15 protein-coding genes are annotated in these 14,655 nt (G+C 62.0%); 8 read left to right on the plus strand and 7 right to left on the minus strand.

The window, feature by feature from the left end:
• Positions 1 to 18 precede the first annotated feature (18 nt).
• Both B2J69_RS06680 and B2J69_RS06685 read right to left on the minus strand, forming a co-directional pair.
• Positions 19 to 351 carry an SMR family transporter gene (locus B2J69_RS06680; protein ID WP_081137612.1) on the minus strand — a complete coding sequence of 111 codons (333 nt, stop codon included), beginning with the start codon at positions 349 to 351 and terminating at the stop codon, positions 19 to 21.
• Positions 352 to 512: 161 nt separating this feature from the next.
• Positions 513 to 773 (minus strand): hypothetical protein, encoded by a 261-nt coding sequence (locus B2J69_RS06685; protein ID WP_081137614.1) that lies wholly within the window; start codon positions 771 to 773, stop codon positions 513 to 515.
• Between the two features lie 279 nt (positions 774 to 1,052).
• Between B2J69_RS06685 and hpxO the strand changes: the two genes are divergently transcribed.
• Positions 1,053 to 2,210, plus strand: a complete 1,158-nt coding sequence (gene hpxO / locus B2J69_RS06690; protein WP_081137616.1) for an FAD-dependent urate hydroxylase HpxO — start codon at positions 1,053 to 1,055, stop codon at positions 2,208 to 2,210.
• 28 nt (positions 2,211 to 2,238) lie between these two features.
• Here the strand turns inward: hpxO and dcp are convergent, their stop codons facing one another.
• Positions 2,239 to 4,287: a peptidyl-dipeptidase Dcp gene (gene dcp / locus B2J69_RS06695; RefSeq protein WP_081137618.1), complete on the minus strand. Its 2,049-nt coding sequence runs from the start codon at positions 4,285 to 4,287 to the stop codon at positions 2,239 to 2,241.
• A 61-nt stretch (positions 4,288 to 4,348) separates the two neighbouring features.
• Positions 4,349 to 5,647 carry a guanine deaminase gene (guaD, locus tag B2J69_RS06700; protein WP_081137620.1) on the minus strand — a complete coding sequence of 433 codons (1,299 nt, stop codon included), beginning with the start codon at positions 5,645 to 5,647 and terminating at the stop codon, positions 4,349 to 4,351.
• 357 nt (positions 5,648 to 6,004) lie between these two features.
• Here guaD and ydfG point away from each other — a divergent pair, with 357 nt between their 5' ends.
• Positions 6,005 to 6,751: a bifunctional NADP-dependent 3-hydroxy acid dehydrogenase/3-hydroxypropionate dehydrogenase YdfG gene (ydfG, locus tag B2J69_RS06705; protein WP_081137622.1), complete on the plus strand. Its 747-nt coding sequence runs from the start codon at positions 6,005 to 6,007 to the stop codon at positions 6,749 to 6,751.
• Positions 6,752 to 6,782: 31 nt separating this feature from the next.
• Here ydfG and B2J69_RS06710 read toward each other — a convergent pair whose 3' ends face one another.
• Positions 6,783 to 7,112, minus strand: coding sequence for a YnfA family protein (locus tag B2J69_RS06710; protein ID WP_174580890.1), 330 nt, complete (start codon positions 7,110 to 7,112; stop codon positions 6,783 to 6,785).
• A 129-nt stretch (positions 7,113 to 7,241) separates the two neighbouring features.
• Between B2J69_RS06710 and B2J69_RS06715 the strand changes: the two genes are divergently transcribed.
• Positions 7,242 to 7,577, plus strand: a complete 336-nt coding sequence (locus B2J69_RS06715; protein ID WP_081137624.1) for a DUF1283 family protein — start codon at positions 7,242 to 7,244, stop codon at positions 7,575 to 7,577.
• Positions 7,578 to 7,632: 55 nt separating this feature from the next.
• On the plus strand, positions 7,633 to 7,929 hold the full coding sequence (locus tag B2J69_RS06720) for a DUF1161 domain-containing protein (RefSeq protein ID WP_081137626.1): 297 nt from the start codon (positions 7,633 to 7,635) through the stop codon (positions 7,927 to 7,929).
• 28 nt (positions 7,930 to 7,957) lie between these two features.
• On the opposite strand, the gene B2J69_RS06725 is transcribed toward B2J69_RS06720, so the two are convergent.
• Entirely contained in the window at positions 7,958 to 9,421 is a 1,464-nt protein-coding gene (locus B2J69_RS06725; RefSeq protein WP_081137628.1) for an MDR family MFS transporter, read from the minus strand.
• A gap of 309 nt (positions 9,422 to 9,730) precedes the next feature.
• Between B2J69_RS06725 and osmY the strand changes: the two genes are divergently transcribed.
• Genes osmY through osmV form a run of 4 tightly spaced genes read left to right on the plus strand, consistent with a single transcriptional unit; the run spans position 9,731 to position 13,170 of the window.
• On the plus strand, positions 9,731 to 10,444 hold the full coding sequence (osmY, locus tag B2J69_RS06730; protein ID WP_081137630.1) for an osmoprotectant ABC transporter permease OsmY: 714 nt from the start codon (positions 9,731 to 9,733) through the stop codon (positions 10,442 to 10,444).
• A gap of 21 nt (positions 10,445 to 10,465) precedes the next feature.
• Positions 10,466 to 11,377, plus strand: coding sequence for a glycine betaine ABC transporter substrate-binding protein (locus tag B2J69_RS06735; RefSeq protein WP_081137725.1), 912 nt, complete (start codon positions 10,466 to 10,468; stop codon positions 11,375 to 11,377).
• A gap of 9 nt (positions 11,378 to 11,386) precedes the next feature.
• Positions 11,387 to 12,034 carry an osmoprotectant ABC transporter permease OsmW gene (gene osmW / locus B2J69_RS06740; RefSeq protein ID WP_081137632.1) on the plus strand — a complete coding sequence of 216 codons (648 nt, stop codon included), beginning with the start codon at positions 11,387 to 11,389 and terminating at the stop codon, positions 12,032 to 12,034.
• Positions 12,034 to 13,170 carry an osmoprotectant ABC transporter ATP-binding protein OsmV gene (gene osmV / locus B2J69_RS06745; protein ID WP_081137634.1) on the plus strand — a complete coding sequence of 379 codons (1,137 nt, stop codon included), beginning with the start codon at positions 12,034 to 12,036 and terminating at the stop codon, positions 13,168 to 13,170. The genes osmW and osmV overlap by 1 nt, the downstream gene beginning before the upstream one ends.
• A 49-nt stretch (positions 13,171 to 13,219) precedes the next feature.
• On the opposite strand, the gene B2J69_RS06750 is transcribed toward osmV, so the two are convergent.
• Positions 13,220 to 14,596, minus strand: coding sequence for a nucleobase:cation symporter-2 family protein (locus tag B2J69_RS06750; protein WP_081137636.1), 1,377 nt, complete (start codon positions 14,594 to 14,596; stop codon positions 13,220 to 13,222).
• Positions 14,597 to 14,655: the final 59 nt, after the last annotated feature.

A 14,655-nucleotide genomic window follows, 5' to 3' on the forward strand; every position in this document is an offset into this window, starting at 1 on the left:
TTGATAAAGATAAAGGGGTTAGTGTCCTACCGTTTTAGAGAAAAGATTCACCACCAGCACACCGGCAATGATCAAGCCGAGGCCGAGGATAGCAGGCAGATCGAGCTTCTGCTTGAACACCACCCAGCCCACGATGGAGATCAGCACGATCCCCACGCCTGACCAGATAGCGTAGGCGATGCCGGTCGGCATCGTGCGCAGCACCAGCGTCAGAAAGTAGAAGGCGATAACGTACCCGACCACGGTGATCACCGCTGGCCAGAGTCGGGTAAAGGATTCAGACGCCTTGAGGCTGCTGGTGGCGATTACTTCCGCCACAATGGCGATAAACAGATAGAGGTAGCTACTCATAACACCCTTAAGAAACGCGTCACCGTGCCTGGCAGTAAAGCGGGTTTTGGTGAAGGAAAAATGACTATTCTACGTGATGCGGAAAAACAAAGGGAAACGGCGGCGGGTCAATTTGATCTCCATCATTAAACGGCAAACGCCAGGGTTTGCCGTTCTCTGCCTTATCTGCACTGGCTGGCGCAGTTCTGCACGCAAATTTGCGTCTGGCTGCTACAGGAGCCGTTGCCGCGCGTGTTGCAGTGAGAACGCTCTACATAGCAGTTCTGCTGACAGCTGGCGAGATCGCACTTCGCCGCGACCGGCGTCAGCTGGGCGATGGGCGCCCGTCCGCTAAACAGCGCCTGGGATGCAACTGGCTGAGCGAGAGCGCTCTGCCCCAGCAGCAATGCGGTGAGCATCGCTATGATGTAACGCGTTTTCATGTTTACTCTCCCTGGGTTCGACACTGGCTAAGTATGGCTGGCGAACGGGCAAACGTCCTCGCCGCGCGCGTAAAAGCGTTGGGCGGTCACACTTCCGCCGCCGGGCTGAAACGAAAGGTTCAGGCCGCGGGTAAAGCACCAAAACAATGCATTCTCCCGGCTGAATTGCCTGCTGCTGGCGCGCACTCGCCGCGCTTTTTCTCTGAGAGGCGCTTCAGGCGGGCGCTGCGGGGTTGGTACAAAAGTTGCAGCGCTTTGCCTGTCTACAAGGAGACCTGTATGAAAGCGATTGTAATTGGCGGCGGCATTGGCGGCATGAGCGCGGCACTCGCGCTGGAAAAGGCGGGTATCGCCACTGAAGTCTATGAAGCGGTAAAAGAGATGAAGCCGGTGGGCGCGGCAATTTCGGTCTGGCCGAACGGCGTCAAATGCCTGAATGCGCTGGGGCTGAAGGCGCAGCTGCGTGCCCTGAGCGGCAATATGGCCTTTATGGCCTATCAGGATTTTGCCAGCGGCGCCACCCTGACGCGCTTCAGCATGGCGCCGCTGGTGCGCCAGGTGGGAGAATATCCCTCTCCGGTGGCGCGCGCTGAGCTGCAGGCGATGCTCATTGACGCCTATGGCCGTGAACGCGTCAGCTTCGGCAAGCGCGTGACGCAGGTTGAGCAGCATGAGAGTGGCGTTACCGCTCTCTTTGAAGACGGCACCCGCGCGCAGGGCGATCTGCTGATCGCCGCAGACGGCGCGCACTCGGTGATCCGTCACAGCGTGCTGGGGGAAAAGGTCGAGCGCCGCTACGCCGGCTACGTGAACTGGAACGGTCTGGTGGAGACAGATGCATCGCTGGCGCCCGCCGATCAGTGGACCACCTTTGTCGGCGAAGGCAAACGCGTCTCCCTGATGCCGGTAAGCGGCAATCGCTTTTACTTCTTTTTTGATGTCCCTTTGCCGAAAGGGCTGGCGGAAGATCGCAGCAGCGTGAAAGCTGACCTGCGCCGCTACTTTCAGGGCTGGGCGCAGCCGGTGCAGCGGCTGATTGACGCTATCGATCCCGCCACCACCAACCGCGTCGAGATCCACGATATCGATCCCTTTAGCCGTTTCGTCAGCGGCCGCGTTGCGCTGCTGGGAGATGCGGCGCACAGCACCACGCCCGATATTGGTCAGGGCGGCTGCGCGGCGATGGAAGACGCGCTGGTGCTGGCCTCCTCGCTCGCTGCCCATTCGCTGGGTATTGAAGATGCGCTGCTGCGCTATGAAGCGCGGCGCGTCGAACGCACCCGCGATCTGGTGCTGAAAGCGCGTAAGCGCTGCGACGTGACGCACGGCAAAGATCCCGCCGCCACCGCCGCCTGGTATCAGGAACTGCGGCAGGAAACCGGGGAGCGCGTGCTGGCGGGTATGTGCGAAACCATCGAGGGTGGCCCGCTGGGATAAAAAAAGCGGGCATGACGCCCGCTGAGGTTTAATCGGCCAGGCCGCGGTTTTTCAGCATCGGCTCCAGCTGCGGTTCGCCGCCGCGCCAGTTCTCATAGAGCTGCTTCAGGTCGCTGCTGTTGCCGCGCGACAGGATCATCTGCCGGAAGCGGTCGCCGTTCTCGCGTGACAGGCCGCCGTTCTCCACAAACCACTGATAACCGTCGTCCGCCAGCATCTGCGTCCAGATATAGGCGTAGTAGCCTGCCGCATAGCCGCCGCCCCAGATATGCTGGAAATAGCTGGAGCGATAGCGCGGCGGAACGGCGGCCAGCGCCAGATTATCGCTCTGCAGCGCCTGCTGCTCAAAACCCGCTACCGACTGCGGCGTCTCGTCTGCGCCGATGCTGTGCCAGTGCAGATCCAGCAGCGCGGCGGCCAGTAGCTCGCTCATGTCATAGCCTTTGTTAAACCGGCTGGCGCGCACGATTTTCTGATGCAGCGCCTCTGGCATCGCCTCGCCGCTCTGATAGTGGCGCGCGTAGTTGAGGAACACCAGCGGCTCGCTCGCCCAGTGCTCGTTGAACTGCGACGGAAACTCGACGAAGTCGCGCGGCGTGGCGGTGCCGGAAAGGCTCGGATAGCGCTGGGTGGCGAACAGCCCGTGCAGCGTATGGCCGAACTCATGGAACAGGGTGATCACTTCGTCCCAGCTCAGCAGCGCCGGTTCGCCTTCCGGCGGTCGGGTATAGTTGCAGACGTTGTAGATCACCGGACGCGTCGCCAGCAGTCGGGACTGATGAACGAAGTTGCTCATCCACGCGCCGCCGCCTTTGTTGTCGCGCTTGAAATAGTCGGTGTAGAACAGCGCCAGCGGCGCGTCGTCAACGTCGAAGATCTCATACACGCGCACGTCGGGATGGTAAACCGGCAGATCGTGACGCTCGCTGACGCGGATGCCGTAGAGCTGGCTCGCCGCCCAGAACACCCCTTTCTCCAGCACGTTGTTCAGCTCGAAATAGGGACGGATCTCACTTTCGTCGAGATCGTACTGCGCTTTGCGCACCTGCTCGGCGTAGAAGTTCCAGTCCCATGCCGCCAGCGTAAAGTCGCCCTGCTGCCGATCGATGGTCTGCTGAATGGCGGCCGCCTCGCGTTCAGCGCGCGCCCGCGCGGCGGGCACGATATTGCGCATAAAGGCGAAGGCCGCCTGCGGGGTTTTCGCCATCTGATCCTGTAGCTGCCATTCGGCAAAGCTGGCGAAGCCCAGCAGCCGCGCCTGCTGCGCCCGCACCTGCGCCAGTTCCAGCACCAGCGCGCGGGTATCGTTTTCGTCGCCCTTCTCGCTGCGCGTGATCGAGGCGGTGAACAGCGCCTCGCGCGTGGCGCGCGTACGCAGCGCCTGCAGCGCCGGTTGCTGGGTGGTGTTCTGCAGCACCAGCAGCCAGGCCTTCTCCAGCCCGCGCGCCTGCGCTGCCGCCTGGGCCACGGCGAGATCCGCCGGGCTTAGCCCTGCCAGTGCCTCCGCCTCCTCGACCACCAGCCCGCCCGCTTTGGTGGCGGCGAGCAGCTTATTGGTGAAGCGGGTGCTGAGCCGCGCCGCCTGCTGGTTCAGGGTTTTGAGTTGCTGTTTGGCTTCCTCCGCCAGGCTGGCGCCGGAGAGCTGATAGTGCTGCCAGGTCACCTCTACCAGCCGCAGCGATTCGGGGTCGAGCGCCAGCGTCTGACGCTGCTGATAAACCGCATCCAGCCGCGCGAAGAGCGCGCCGTTCAGCACGATCTCGTCGTTGAGCGCGGTCAGCTGCGGCGCGATCTCTTCGTCGATCTGCTGCAGATAGTCGCTGGTATTGGCGGAGGTCATGGCGCCGAACACCAGATTGACGCGCTCCAGCAGCTCTCCGCTGCGCTCCAGCGCCTCAAAGGTATTGGCAAAGGTGGGCGCCTCCGGGTTCTGCGCAATCGCCTGCACCTCCTGACGCTTCTCCTCTATGCCCGCCAGAAGCGCCGGCAGAAAATCCTCTTCCGCGATCTGGTCAAACGGCGGCGCCTGATAAGGCAAGGTACTGGCCTGGAAAAACGGGTTGCTTCTGCTGTTCATGCCTCGCTCCTGATTGCCCATGCAAAAGATTATCCTGGCAGGTTGCCGCCTCCGTCACAACTCAGCGCTGCCAGACCGCGCGTCCGTTGACCCAGGTCTGGGCGATATTGCGATCGTCGCCCAGCGTCATCAGCACAAACAGCCGCTCCCAGATATCTTTACTGTTGTCGATGCGCAGCCGCTGCAGCGGCGAGACGGCGGGATCGAGCACCACGAAGTCCGCCTCTTTGCCCGGCGCGAAATTGCCGATGTGGTGATGCAGATCCAGCGCGTGCGCGCCGCCCAGCGTGGCGTGATAAAACGCCTCCGCCGCGCTGAGCCGATACTGCTGCAGTTGCCCGACTTTGTAGGCCTCTCCCAGCGTCTGCAGCATATTGAAAGTGGTGCCCGCACCGACGTCAGTACCGATGCCGATCCTCACGCCCTGCTGCCAGCTGCGCTTCAGGTTAAAAAGGCCGCTGCCGAGAAACAGATTCGACGTCGGGCAAAAGGCGATGGCGGAGTCAGTATCGTGCAGGCACTGCCACTCTTTCTCCTCCAGGTGAAGGCAATGGGCGAACAGGCTGCGGCGTCCGGTCAGCTGGTGGCGATGGTAAACGTCGAGATAGCCGTCATGCTGTGGGAACAGCGCTTTTACCCAGGCCACCTCTTCCGGGTTTTCGCTCAGGTGGGTATGCAGCCAGACGTCGGGATAGCGCTGCCGCAGCTGCTGCACCTTTTCCAGCAGCGCCGGAGAAGAGGTCGGCGCAAAGCGCGGCGTCAGCGCGTAGCTGAGCCGGCCGCGTCCGTGCCAGCGTTCAATCAGCGCCTGGGTGTCGGCGTAGCTCTGCTCCGGCGTTTCCAGCAGCGCGTCCGGGGCGTGGCGATCCATCATCACCTTGCCGGCGATCAGCCGCATCTCCAGCGCCTCGGCCGCGCTGAACAGCGCCTCCACCGACTGCGGATGCACGGTGCCGAACACCAGCGCGCTGGTGGTGCCGTTCGCCAGCAGCTGCTGCAGAAAGAAGGCGGACATGGCGGCGGCGTGATCCGCGCAGTGATACTGGCTTTCAACCGGAAAGGTGTACTGATCCAGCCACTGCAGCAGCTGCTCGCCGTAGGCGCCGATCATCTCCGTCTGCGGATAGTGGATATGCGTGTCGACAAAGCCTGGCACGATAAGCCTGCCGCGCAGATCGATCACCTCGGCCGGAGGCGACGCCAGCGACGCCCAGGGGTGCAGCGCGACAATGCGTCCCGCCTCCAGCAGCAGCACGCCATCTTCGATATAGCGCGCCTGCGCCATGATGGCCTCAGGCTGATGCGCGATATCGCTAAAATCGAAAAAGCTGGCGCGAATCGCCGTTTGGGTCTGTGACATGGTGTTTCCTTAACGCCGCGCGTGGACGCGGATAACGATCAGAGTGAACAGACAGATTTTGCAACTGCCATGCCATAACAGCGCCACTATTCAATATGTTATGTAAAAACAGCATTACGCCGTAGATGAAAAAAACGGTATCGTATGCGCAACCGGTTGCTCCGCTTTCCGCCTGCAGCGCGCCGAACGCTGCCGCCCAGGCCGCTGCTCCTTGCTGGTGCAGCGTGCGCCACCATCGCGCAACCGGCCGCCTGCAAAATCCCTTTACAGCCTGAGCGCGCTTTTGCCGCGCAGCGGCGCGAATGAAGTGGTATGGTGAGCAAGGTCTAACCTGAAAATCAGTTAAGGAACAGTGAGATGATTATTTTTGTTACCGGCGCCACCGCTGGTTTTGGTCAAAGTATCACCCGCCGATTCATTGAAACAGGTCACAAAGTGATCGCCAGCGGCCGCCGCGCCGAGCGGTTGCAGGCGCTGAAAGAGGAGCTGGGCGACAACCTCTATACCGTTCAGCTCGACGTGCGCAACCGCGCGGCTATTGAAGAGACGATCGCTTCGCTGCCGGCCGAGTGGCGCAATATCGACGTGCTGGTGAATAACGCCGGACTGGCGCTCGGTATCGAGCCGGCGCACCGCGCCAGCGTCGAAGACTGGGAAAACATGATCGACACCAACAATAAGGGTCTGGTCTATATGACGCGCGCCCTGCTGCCGGATATGGTGGAGCGTAACGTCGGCCACATTATCAATATCGGCTCCGTTGCCGGAAGCTGGCCCTATGCAGGCGGCAACGTCTACGGCGCGACGAAAGCCTTTGTGCGTCAGTTCAGCCTGAACCTGCGCACCGACCTGCACGGCACCGCGCTGCGCGTCACCGACATCGAGCCAGGCCTGGTTGGCGGCACCGAGTTCTCCAACGTGCGCTTTAAAGGCGACGACGATAAAGCAGATAAAGTCTATGAAGGCGCGACCGCGCTGACGGCGGAAGATGTGACCGAGGCGGTCTACTGGGTGGCGACGCTGCCGAAGCACGTCAATATTAATACGCTGGAGATGATGCCGGTAAGCCAGACGCAGGCCGGTCTGAAAGTGCATAAGCCCTGATGCAGCAGGCCAGCCCGTCGGGCTGGCTTTCTCAGGCGCGGCCCCAGCCCGCCACGATAATCAGCATGCCGCAAAAGGCCACCAGCGCCCCGCTCCAGTCCCACGCGCTCAGCTTCACGCCATCCACCACGCGCAGCCACAGCAGCGCGGTCACCACATAGACGCCGCCGTAGGCCGCATAGACGCGTCCGCTCGCCGCCGGATGCAGCGTCAGCAGCCAGACGAAGGCCATCAGGCTCAGCGCGGCCGGCAGCAGCAGCCAGGCGGAACCCGCCTTTTTCAGCCACAGCCAGGGCAAAAAACAGCCGACAATCTCCGCGATGGCGGTAAGAAAAAAGAGCAGCGCGGTTTTAAGCAGCATGCAATCCTCTCGCAAAGATAAACAACTCGCCCACGACTGGTGAGCAAAGAAAGCGCGATGATATACTAATCGCCGTCTGCCGCAAGCCGGAACCATCCCCGCGCCAGGCATCAACCGAAGGAAAAGATGATGAAAAAATTGTTTCCGACCCTGCTCGCCGCGCTGCTGGCCGGCAGCACGCTGTTGACCGCCGTCCAGGCCAGCGCCAATACCAGCCGCCTGATTATTGAGGACGGCAGCAGCGCCGCCAGTAATGAAGCGGCGCGCCAGAGCAAAGAGCAGTGGAATGAGACCCAGCAGCTGCGCCATAAGGTGAACAACCGCGTAGAGAAAGAGTTCGACAAAGCGGATCGCGCCTTTGATACGCGCGACGCCTGCGAAAAGAGCTACAACGTCAACGCCTACTGGGAGTCCAACACCCTGCGCTGTCTCGATCGCCGCACCGGCCGACCGGTCACGCCCTGATTTTTTCTGCAGGCTGCTATAGTCAGTAAGGTTTACTACGCAAAAGGAGAAAGTGATGAAGAAACAGACCGGAATGTTAATCGCAACTTTACTGGCGCTGCCCGTGCTGGCGCACGCCTCCTGTGAATCCGTCAAGGCGGATATCAGCCAGAAGATTATTCAGAACGGCGTGCCGGAGTCGGGCTTTACGCTGGATATCGTGCCTAACGATCAGGCCGATCAGGCGGGCGGCCAGGTGGTGGGCCACTGCGAAAATGACTCGCAGAAAATCGTCTATAAGCGCACGGGACGCGGCGACGAAGGCAGCGTGCCCGACAGCGCGGGCAGCTCGCAGGACGCGCCCGCGCAGTAACCTCTGAGGGCGACGTCGTCGCCCTTTCCTATTCCGTCTCCGGCCGCTGTCGCGGCATCATCCACGCCACGCCCAGCGCCAGCAGCGCGATGGCCAGCGCCACTACAAACACCCAGTGCAGCGAGGCGGCGATCGCCATCGTCATATGGCGCAGCGCGTCGCTGCTGAGCGCGTCGCGCGACGGCGCAGACATGATCTGCTGCACCGGATCCTGCGCCTGCGGCAGCCGCTGCGCCAGGTTCAGGTTCAGCACCGCGCCCATCAGCGCGGTGCCGATAGCCGAGCCTATCATACGGCTGAACATGATCGAGGCGGTGCAGATGCCGCGAATATCGTAGTGCGCATGGTTCTGCACCGACACCAGAAAGGTGGTGCTGGTCATCCCCATCCCCGTGCCGATGACAAAAGCGGTGGCCCCCGCCTGCCAGATGGGGCTCTCGGCGCGCAGCAGCAGCAGCAAGGCGCTGCCCGCCACCAGCAGCAGCGCGCCGAGCTGGGCGGTAAAGCGGTATGAGGTGCGCAGCATCAGGCGGCCGCTGAGCGTGCTGGCGAGCGGCCAGCCGATGGACATCATCGCCAGCGCGCTGCCTGCCTGCAGCGGCGTGCCGCCGCTAATCCCCTGGATCCAGGTCGGCAGAAAGGCGCTGATGCCCATCATCGCCGCGCCGATAATCAGGTTGCCGGCATTGCCGGCGATAATCAGGCGGCTGCGCCAGATCTCCAGCGGAAACAGCGGCGCGTCGGCGCGCAGCTCATGCTTTTTCAGCTGCCAGCCGGCAAACAGCGCCAGCAGCAGAAACAGGATCAGCCAGGAGCCGAGCCATTCCGCCTGCAGCAGCGCCATCAGCAGCGCGCTGACGCAGAGCATCAACCAGACGCTGCCGGTGAGGTTAAGCGGCTGCGGCTTGTCTTCGGCGCAGTGTGCGGGCAGAAAGCGCGCCAGCATCGCCATGCTGATCAGCCCTATCGGCACGTTGACCCAGAAAATCAGCGACCAGCTGAAGTGCTGCACCAGCCAGGCGCCGGTGAGCGGACCGACAATCGCCGCCACGCCCCAGACGCTGGAGAGCCAGCCCTGCACGCTGGCACGCTCGCGCGGCGAGTAGATGTCGGCAACGATGGTCGAACTGAGCGGCATAATCGCGCCGGCGCCGAGCCCCTGAAAGGCGCGAAACAGAATCAGCCACAGCATGCTATGGGCGAAGCCGCACAGCACCGAGCCAATCAGAAACAGCGAGGTGCCGATAAAAAACATTTTGCGTCGGCCCCACATATCCGCCAGCCGCCCGTAAAGCGGCACGCTGACCGCCTGGGTGAGCAGATAGACGGAGAAAACCCAGCCGAACTGCGAAAAGCCGCCTAACTCCGCAATGATGGTGGGCATCGCCGTGGCGACGATGGTCACCTCTATGGCAGCCATAAACATCGCCAGCATACAGGCGAAGAGGATCCAGCCGCGATGGCTGACCTGCAGGTGTGCGCTCTCAGTCATACATCTCCCTTTTGTTATCCAGCAAGGCTAGCCTAAATTTGCCGCGTCGGTGTGCCTGACGTGCGCTGTTGTTGTGACGGCGTCACAGGATAGCGCCAAAAATTGACTAAAGGCGTTAATTAGCGGTGGAAACCAGAGGCCATGCGGCTTTTCCCGCTCTGACGTCCATTTCTATCTGTCTGATTTCGCCGATAAAAAGTGGCAGCGCGGCCAGCAGGCTGCTATAGGCTGTATAGCTTTTTATCCATACCTGAAAAATCGGGCGACGCGAAAGCCGCCCTGACAACACACAACAGGGAGAACTCCTCTATGCAAAATGGTTCGCTGATCAGGCGCGCCGGACTCGCGCTGCTGGCCATTGTAGTGGTGCTGGCGCTGCTGGTCTGGGGGCTGGGTCTGGACACGCTGCGCGCGCGCCGGGTCGACCTGATCTATTTGGGGCAACAGCATCTCTTTTTAGTCTTCTGGTCGATGCTGTTTGCACTGCTGGTGGGCATTCCCAGCGGTATCTTGCTGAGTCGCCCTTTTGCGCGCCGCTGGGCTGAGTATGTGATGCAGATTTTCAACGTCGGCAACACGCTGCCGCCGCTGGCGGTGCTGGCGCTGGCGATGGTGGTGATCGGCATCGGCGACAAACCGGCGCTGTTCGCCCTGTTTCTCGCCTCGCTGCTGCCCATCGTGCGCAACACCTTTTCCGGCCTGAGCGCCGTACCGCCCTCACTTATTGAAGCCGCTAACGGCATCGGCATGACGAAATTCCAGCGCCTGCGCCAGGTTGAACTGCCTAACGCCTATCCGGTCATGCTGGCGGGCATTCGCATCGCCACCGCCATTAATGTCGGCACCGCGCCGCTGGCGTTTTTGATCGGCGCCAGCAGCTACGGCGAACTGATCTTCCCCGGCATCTATCTCAACGATTTTCCTACGCTGATCCTCGGCGCGGCCGCCACGGCGCTGTTCGCCCTGCTGCTGGATATGCTACTGGCGGCGCTGGGCCGCATCCTCAGCCCGCACGCGGCTTAATCACAAGGAGAAGCCATGATAATGCTGACGCGCTGGATCACACGCACCGCTCTAACCCTCGCCGCCACGCTGGCGCTGAGCCAGGCTGCCCAGGCGGCTACGCCCATCGTTATGGCGACGAAAAGCTTTACCGAGCAGCATATTCTTTCCGCCATGAGCGTGCTGTGGCTGCAGAAAAAAGGCTTCCAGGTCACCCCGAAACGCAATATCGCCACCACTATCAGCCGCAACGCCATGCTGAATAAGCAGGTGGATATGACCTGGGAATATACCGGCACCTCGCTGATCATCTTTAACCACATCAACAAGCCGATGTCCTCTGACGAGGCGTATCAGACGGTGAAAACGCTCGACGGCAAGCTGGGGCTGATCTGGCTCGACCCGGCGCCGATGAACAACACCTACGCCTTCGCCATGCAGCGTGAACGCGCCGAGCGGGAAGGCATCAGCACCATGTCGCAGCTGGTCGCCAAAATCGAACAGGTGCGCCAGCACGATCCTGACCATAACTGGCGGCTCGGGCTGGACCTGGAATTTTCCGGCCGCTCAGACGGCATGAAGCCGCTGCAGGCAACCTATCAGCTGGCGCTGGATCGGCCGCAGATCCGGCAAATGGATCCGGGGCTGGTCTATAACGCGGTGCGCGACGGCTTTGTCGACGCCGGCCTGATCTACACCACTGACGGTCGGGTGAAAGGCTTCGACCTGAAGGTGCTGGAGGATGACAAGCACTTCTTCCCCAGTTACAACGTCACGCCAGTGGTGCGCAAGGATGTACTCGACAGCCATCCAGGGCTGGCCGAGGCGCTGAATCAGCTCTCACCGCTGATCACCAGCGACGCGATTAGCGAACTTAACAAGCGCGTCGATATCGATCATCAGTCGCCGGAACAGGTTGCGCGCGACTTTCTCACAGCCCACAACATGCTGTAAGGCGGCCCTATGGATACCCTTCACTACATTATTAATAACTGGAGCAGCCTGCTGGCGCTCACCTGGCAGCACACCTGGCTGGTGCTGGTGGCGGTCGGCTGCGCCATCGTCGCCGGCGTGCCGCTCGGCATTCTTATCGTGCGCGTCAGATGGCTGGCCGCGCCGGTGCTCGGCATCGCCACCGTGGTGCTGACCATCCCGACCATCGCCCTGTTCGGCCTGATGATCCCGCTGTTTTCGCTGATCGGTCAGGGTATCGGCGCGCTGCCCGCCATTACCGCGGTGTTTCTCTATTCGCTGCTGCCGATTGTGCGCAACACCCACACCGCGCTGGAAAACCTGCCGGACGGCCTGCGCGAAGCGGGACGCGGCATCGGCATGACCTTCTGGCAGCGTCTGCGCTGGGTGGAAATCCCCATGGCGCTGCCGGTAATTTTTGGCGGCATCCGCACCGCCGTGGTGATGAACGTCGGCGTGATGGCCATCGCCGCCGTGATTGGCGCGGGCGGCCTCGGTCTGCTGCTGCTGGACGGCATCAGCGGTAGCGATATTCGCATGCTGATCGCCGGGGCGCTGATGATCTGCCTGCTGGCTATTTTTCTCGACTGGCTGCTGCATCGTCTGCAGTCGGCGCTGACTCCTAAGGGGATTCGATAATGATAAAACTGGAAAACCTGACGAAAACCTTTACCCAGAAAAACGGCACCACCGTTACCGCCGTCGATAACGTCAGCCTGCATGTGCCACAGGGCGAAATGTGCGTGCTGCTTGGCCCGTCGGGCTGCGGCAAAACCACCACGCTGAAAATGATTAACCGCCTGATCCCCAGCACCAGCGGCAAGATTTTGATTAACGGCGAAGATACCAGCACTCAGGACACCGTGACGCTGCGCCGCAATATCGGCTACGTTATTCAGCAGATTGGTTTGTTTCCCAATATGACCATTGAAGAGAATATTACCGTGGTGCCGCGTATGCTGGGCTGGGACAAAAAACGCTGCCGCGAGCGCGCCACCGAACTGATGAGCATGGTCGCGCTCGATCCTGCTAAATTCCTGCACCGCTATCCGCGCGAAATGTCGGGCGGCCAGCAGCAGCGTATCGGGGTGATCCGCGCGCTGGCGGCGGATCCGCCGGTGCTGCTGATGGATGAGCCGTTCGGCGCCGTCGACCCCATTAACCGCGAAGTGATTCAGAACGAGTTTCTCGATATGCAGCGCCAGCTCAGGAAAACGGTGATGCTGGTGAGCCACGACATCGACGAGGCGTTAAAGCTCGGCGACCGCATCGCGGTGTTCGGTCAGGGGAAAATCGTGCAGTGCGCCAGCCCGGACGAGCTGCTGGCCAGCCCGAAAAACGACTTCGTCGGCTCTTTTGTCGGCCAGGACCGCACCCTGAAGCGTCTGCTGCTGGTGCAGGCGGGCGACGTCACCGATCAGCAGCCGACCATTACCGTTAAGCGCGCCACGCCGCTGGCGGAGGCGTTCGCCCTGATGGACGAAAACGACATGCGCTCGGTGACCGTGGTGGATAACGACGGCAAACCGCTCGGTTTTGTGAAGCGTCGCGAGGCGCGCCACGCCAGCGGCAACTGCGACGCCTTGCTGCACACCTTCCGCGTGACCGGTAAGGCGGAAGAGAATCTGCGCGTGGTGCTCTCTAAGCTCTATGAGCACAACACCGTCTGGATGCCGATCGTTGACGAGGAGGGTCGCTACAGCGGCGAGATTTCGCAGGACTATATCGCCGACTATCTCAGCTCCGGCCGCACGCGCCGTCGCCTGAATCCTTAGGTATCCCGCGCGGCACGGGCCAGCAGCGCCCGTGCCGACTATCTAACCCTTACTGGCCACCCGCGGTCTCGCCCTGTGGCAGCGCCACGGCGCGCGGTTCGCTCGGCAGCACCAGATTGAGCAGGATCGCCAGCACGCCGCCGGTGGTCACCGCATGGCCGAACAGCTGGCTCACCAGCGGCGGGAACTGCTTCAGCACCTCCGGCACCGCTTCGACGCCCAGCCCCAGCCCAAACGACACCGCGACGATCAGCATTTCCCGACGTCCCAGCGGGGTCTGCGTCATCACGCGGATGCCCGCCGCCACCACGCTGCCGAACATTACCAGCGTCGCGCCGCCCAGCACCGGCGCCGGGATCTGCTGCATCACCGCGCCCACGGCGGGAAACAGCCCGAGCAGCGCCAGCATCACGCCCATCACCATGCCCACATAGCGACTCGCCACGCCGGTCATCTGTATTACGCCGTTATTCTGCGCAAAGGTGGTATTGGGAAAGGCGGAAAACATCGCCGCCAGCACGCAGCTGACGCCGTCGGCGCAGATGCCGCCCTGCAGACGACGCTGAAACTGCGGCCCGCTAATCGGCTGCTGCGACAACATGCAGTTTGCGGTCAGGTCGCCTACCGCTTCGATAACGGAAATCACCGAGACCAGCGCAATGGGTAAAAAGATCGTCCAGTCAAAGGCGAAGCCAAAGCGGAAAAAGCCCGGCAGCGCCAGCCAGCCGCTGTCCGGCAGCGGTTTTAGCGTCAGCATGCCGCTCAGCGCCGCGGCGACGCAGCCGACGGCGATACCGGCGATCACCGCCACCAGCCGCGCCCAGCGGTTGCGCATGCGGTTCAGCGCGATAATCACCAGCAGGGTCAGTGCGCCGAGCGCCAGATTGCCGGGCGCGCCGAAGTCGGCGGCGTTATGTCCGCCCGCCCAGTCGGTGATGCTGACTTTGATCAGGCTGATGCCAATCAGCGTGATAACGGTGCCGGTGACCACCGGCGTCAGCACACGACGCAGCTGAGCGACGCAGCGGCTGATCAGCAGCGGGATCAGCGCGGCGACCAGCGTGCAGCCGAAAATCATCGCCAGGATATCCTCCGGCGAGCCGCCGCGGCCTTTGACCATCATGCCGCCGGAAAGGATCACGCCGAGAAAGGCGAAGCTGGTGCCCTGCAGGCAGATCATGCCCGCGCCGATGCCCGCCACACGCCGCGCCTGCAGAAAGGTGCCCAGGCCGGAAACCAGCAGCGACATGCTGATCAGATAGGGGATATACGCCTGCAGCCCCAGCACGGAGCCGATAATCAGCGGCGGCGTGATAATGCCGACGACGCTGGCCAGCACGTGCTGCAGCGCGGCGAAAAAAGCGGGCGCCGGGCGAATGCGCTCCTCCAGCCCGTAGAGTAATGCTTTCTCTTCTGAATGCGACATAATCGTGCTCCGGCAGACCTGTGATTAAGGTTGTTAATGCATTAATCACGCCATGCGCG

It is taken from the genome of Pantoea latae (assembly GCF_002077695.1).
Taxonomy (GTDB): domain Bacteria; phylum Pseudomonadota; class Gammaproteobacteria; order Enterobacterales; family Enterobacteriaceae; genus Pantoea; species Pantoea latae.

Bases quoted from the DNA above. Each gene is read 5' to 3' on its own strand.
- osmY (WP_081137630.1), top strand. From the start codon at position 9,731: ATGCAAAATGGTTCGCTGATCAGGCGCGCCGGACTCGCGCTGCTGGCC.
- guaD (WP_081137620.1), bottom strand. From the start codon at position 5,647: ATGTCACAGACCCAAACGGCGATTCGCGCCAGCTTTTTCGATTTTAGC.
- B2J69_RS06680 (WP_081137612.1), bottom strand. From the start codon at position 351: ATGAGTAGCTACCTCTATCTGTTTATCGCCATTGTGGCGGAAGTAATC.
- osmV (WP_081137634.1), top strand. From the start codon at position 12,034: ATGATAAAACTGGAAAACCTGACGAAAACCTTTACCCAGAAAAACGGC.
- hpxO (WP_081137616.1), top strand. From the start codon at position 1,053: ATGAAAGCGATTGTAATTGGCGGCGGCATTGGCGGCATGAGCGCGGCA.
- B2J69_RS06685 (WP_081137614.1), bottom strand. From the start codon at position 773: ATGAAAACGCGTTACATCATAGCGATGCTCACCGCATTGCTGCTGGGG.
- B2J69_RS06735 (WP_081137725.1), top strand. From the start codon at position 10,466: ATGCTGACGCGCTGGATCACACGCACCGCTCTAACCCTCGCCGCCACG.
- B2J69_RS06725 (WP_081137628.1), bottom strand. From the start codon at position 9,421: ATGACTGAGAGCGCACACCTGCAGGTCAGCCATCGCGGCTGGATCCTC.
- dcp (WP_081137618.1), bottom strand. From the start codon at position 4,287: ATGAACAGCAGAAGCAACCCGTTTTTCCAGGCCAGTACCTTGCCTTAT.
- B2J69_RS06715 (WP_081137624.1), top strand. From the start codon at position 7,242: ATGAAAAAATTGTTTCCGACCCTGCTCGCCGCGCTGCTGGCCGGCAGC.
- ydfG (WP_081137622.1), top strand. From the start codon at position 6,005: ATGATTATTTTTGTTACCGGCGCCACCGCTGGTTTTGGTCAAAGTATC.
- B2J69_RS06710 (WP_174580890.1), bottom strand. From the start codon at position 7,112: ATGCTGCTTAAAACCGCGCTGCTCTTTTTTCTTACCGCCATCGCGGAG.
- B2J69_RS06750 (WP_081137636.1), bottom strand. From the start codon at position 14,596: ATGTCGCATTCAGAAGAGAAAGCATTACTCTACGGGCTGGAGGAGCGC.
- osmW (WP_081137632.1), top strand. From the start codon at position 11,387: ATGGATACCCTTCACTACATTATTAATAACTGGAGCAGCCTGCTGGCG.
- B2J69_RS06720 (WP_081137626.1), top strand. From the start codon at position 7,633: ATGAAGAAACAGACCGGAATGTTAATCGCAACTTTACTGGCGCTGCCC.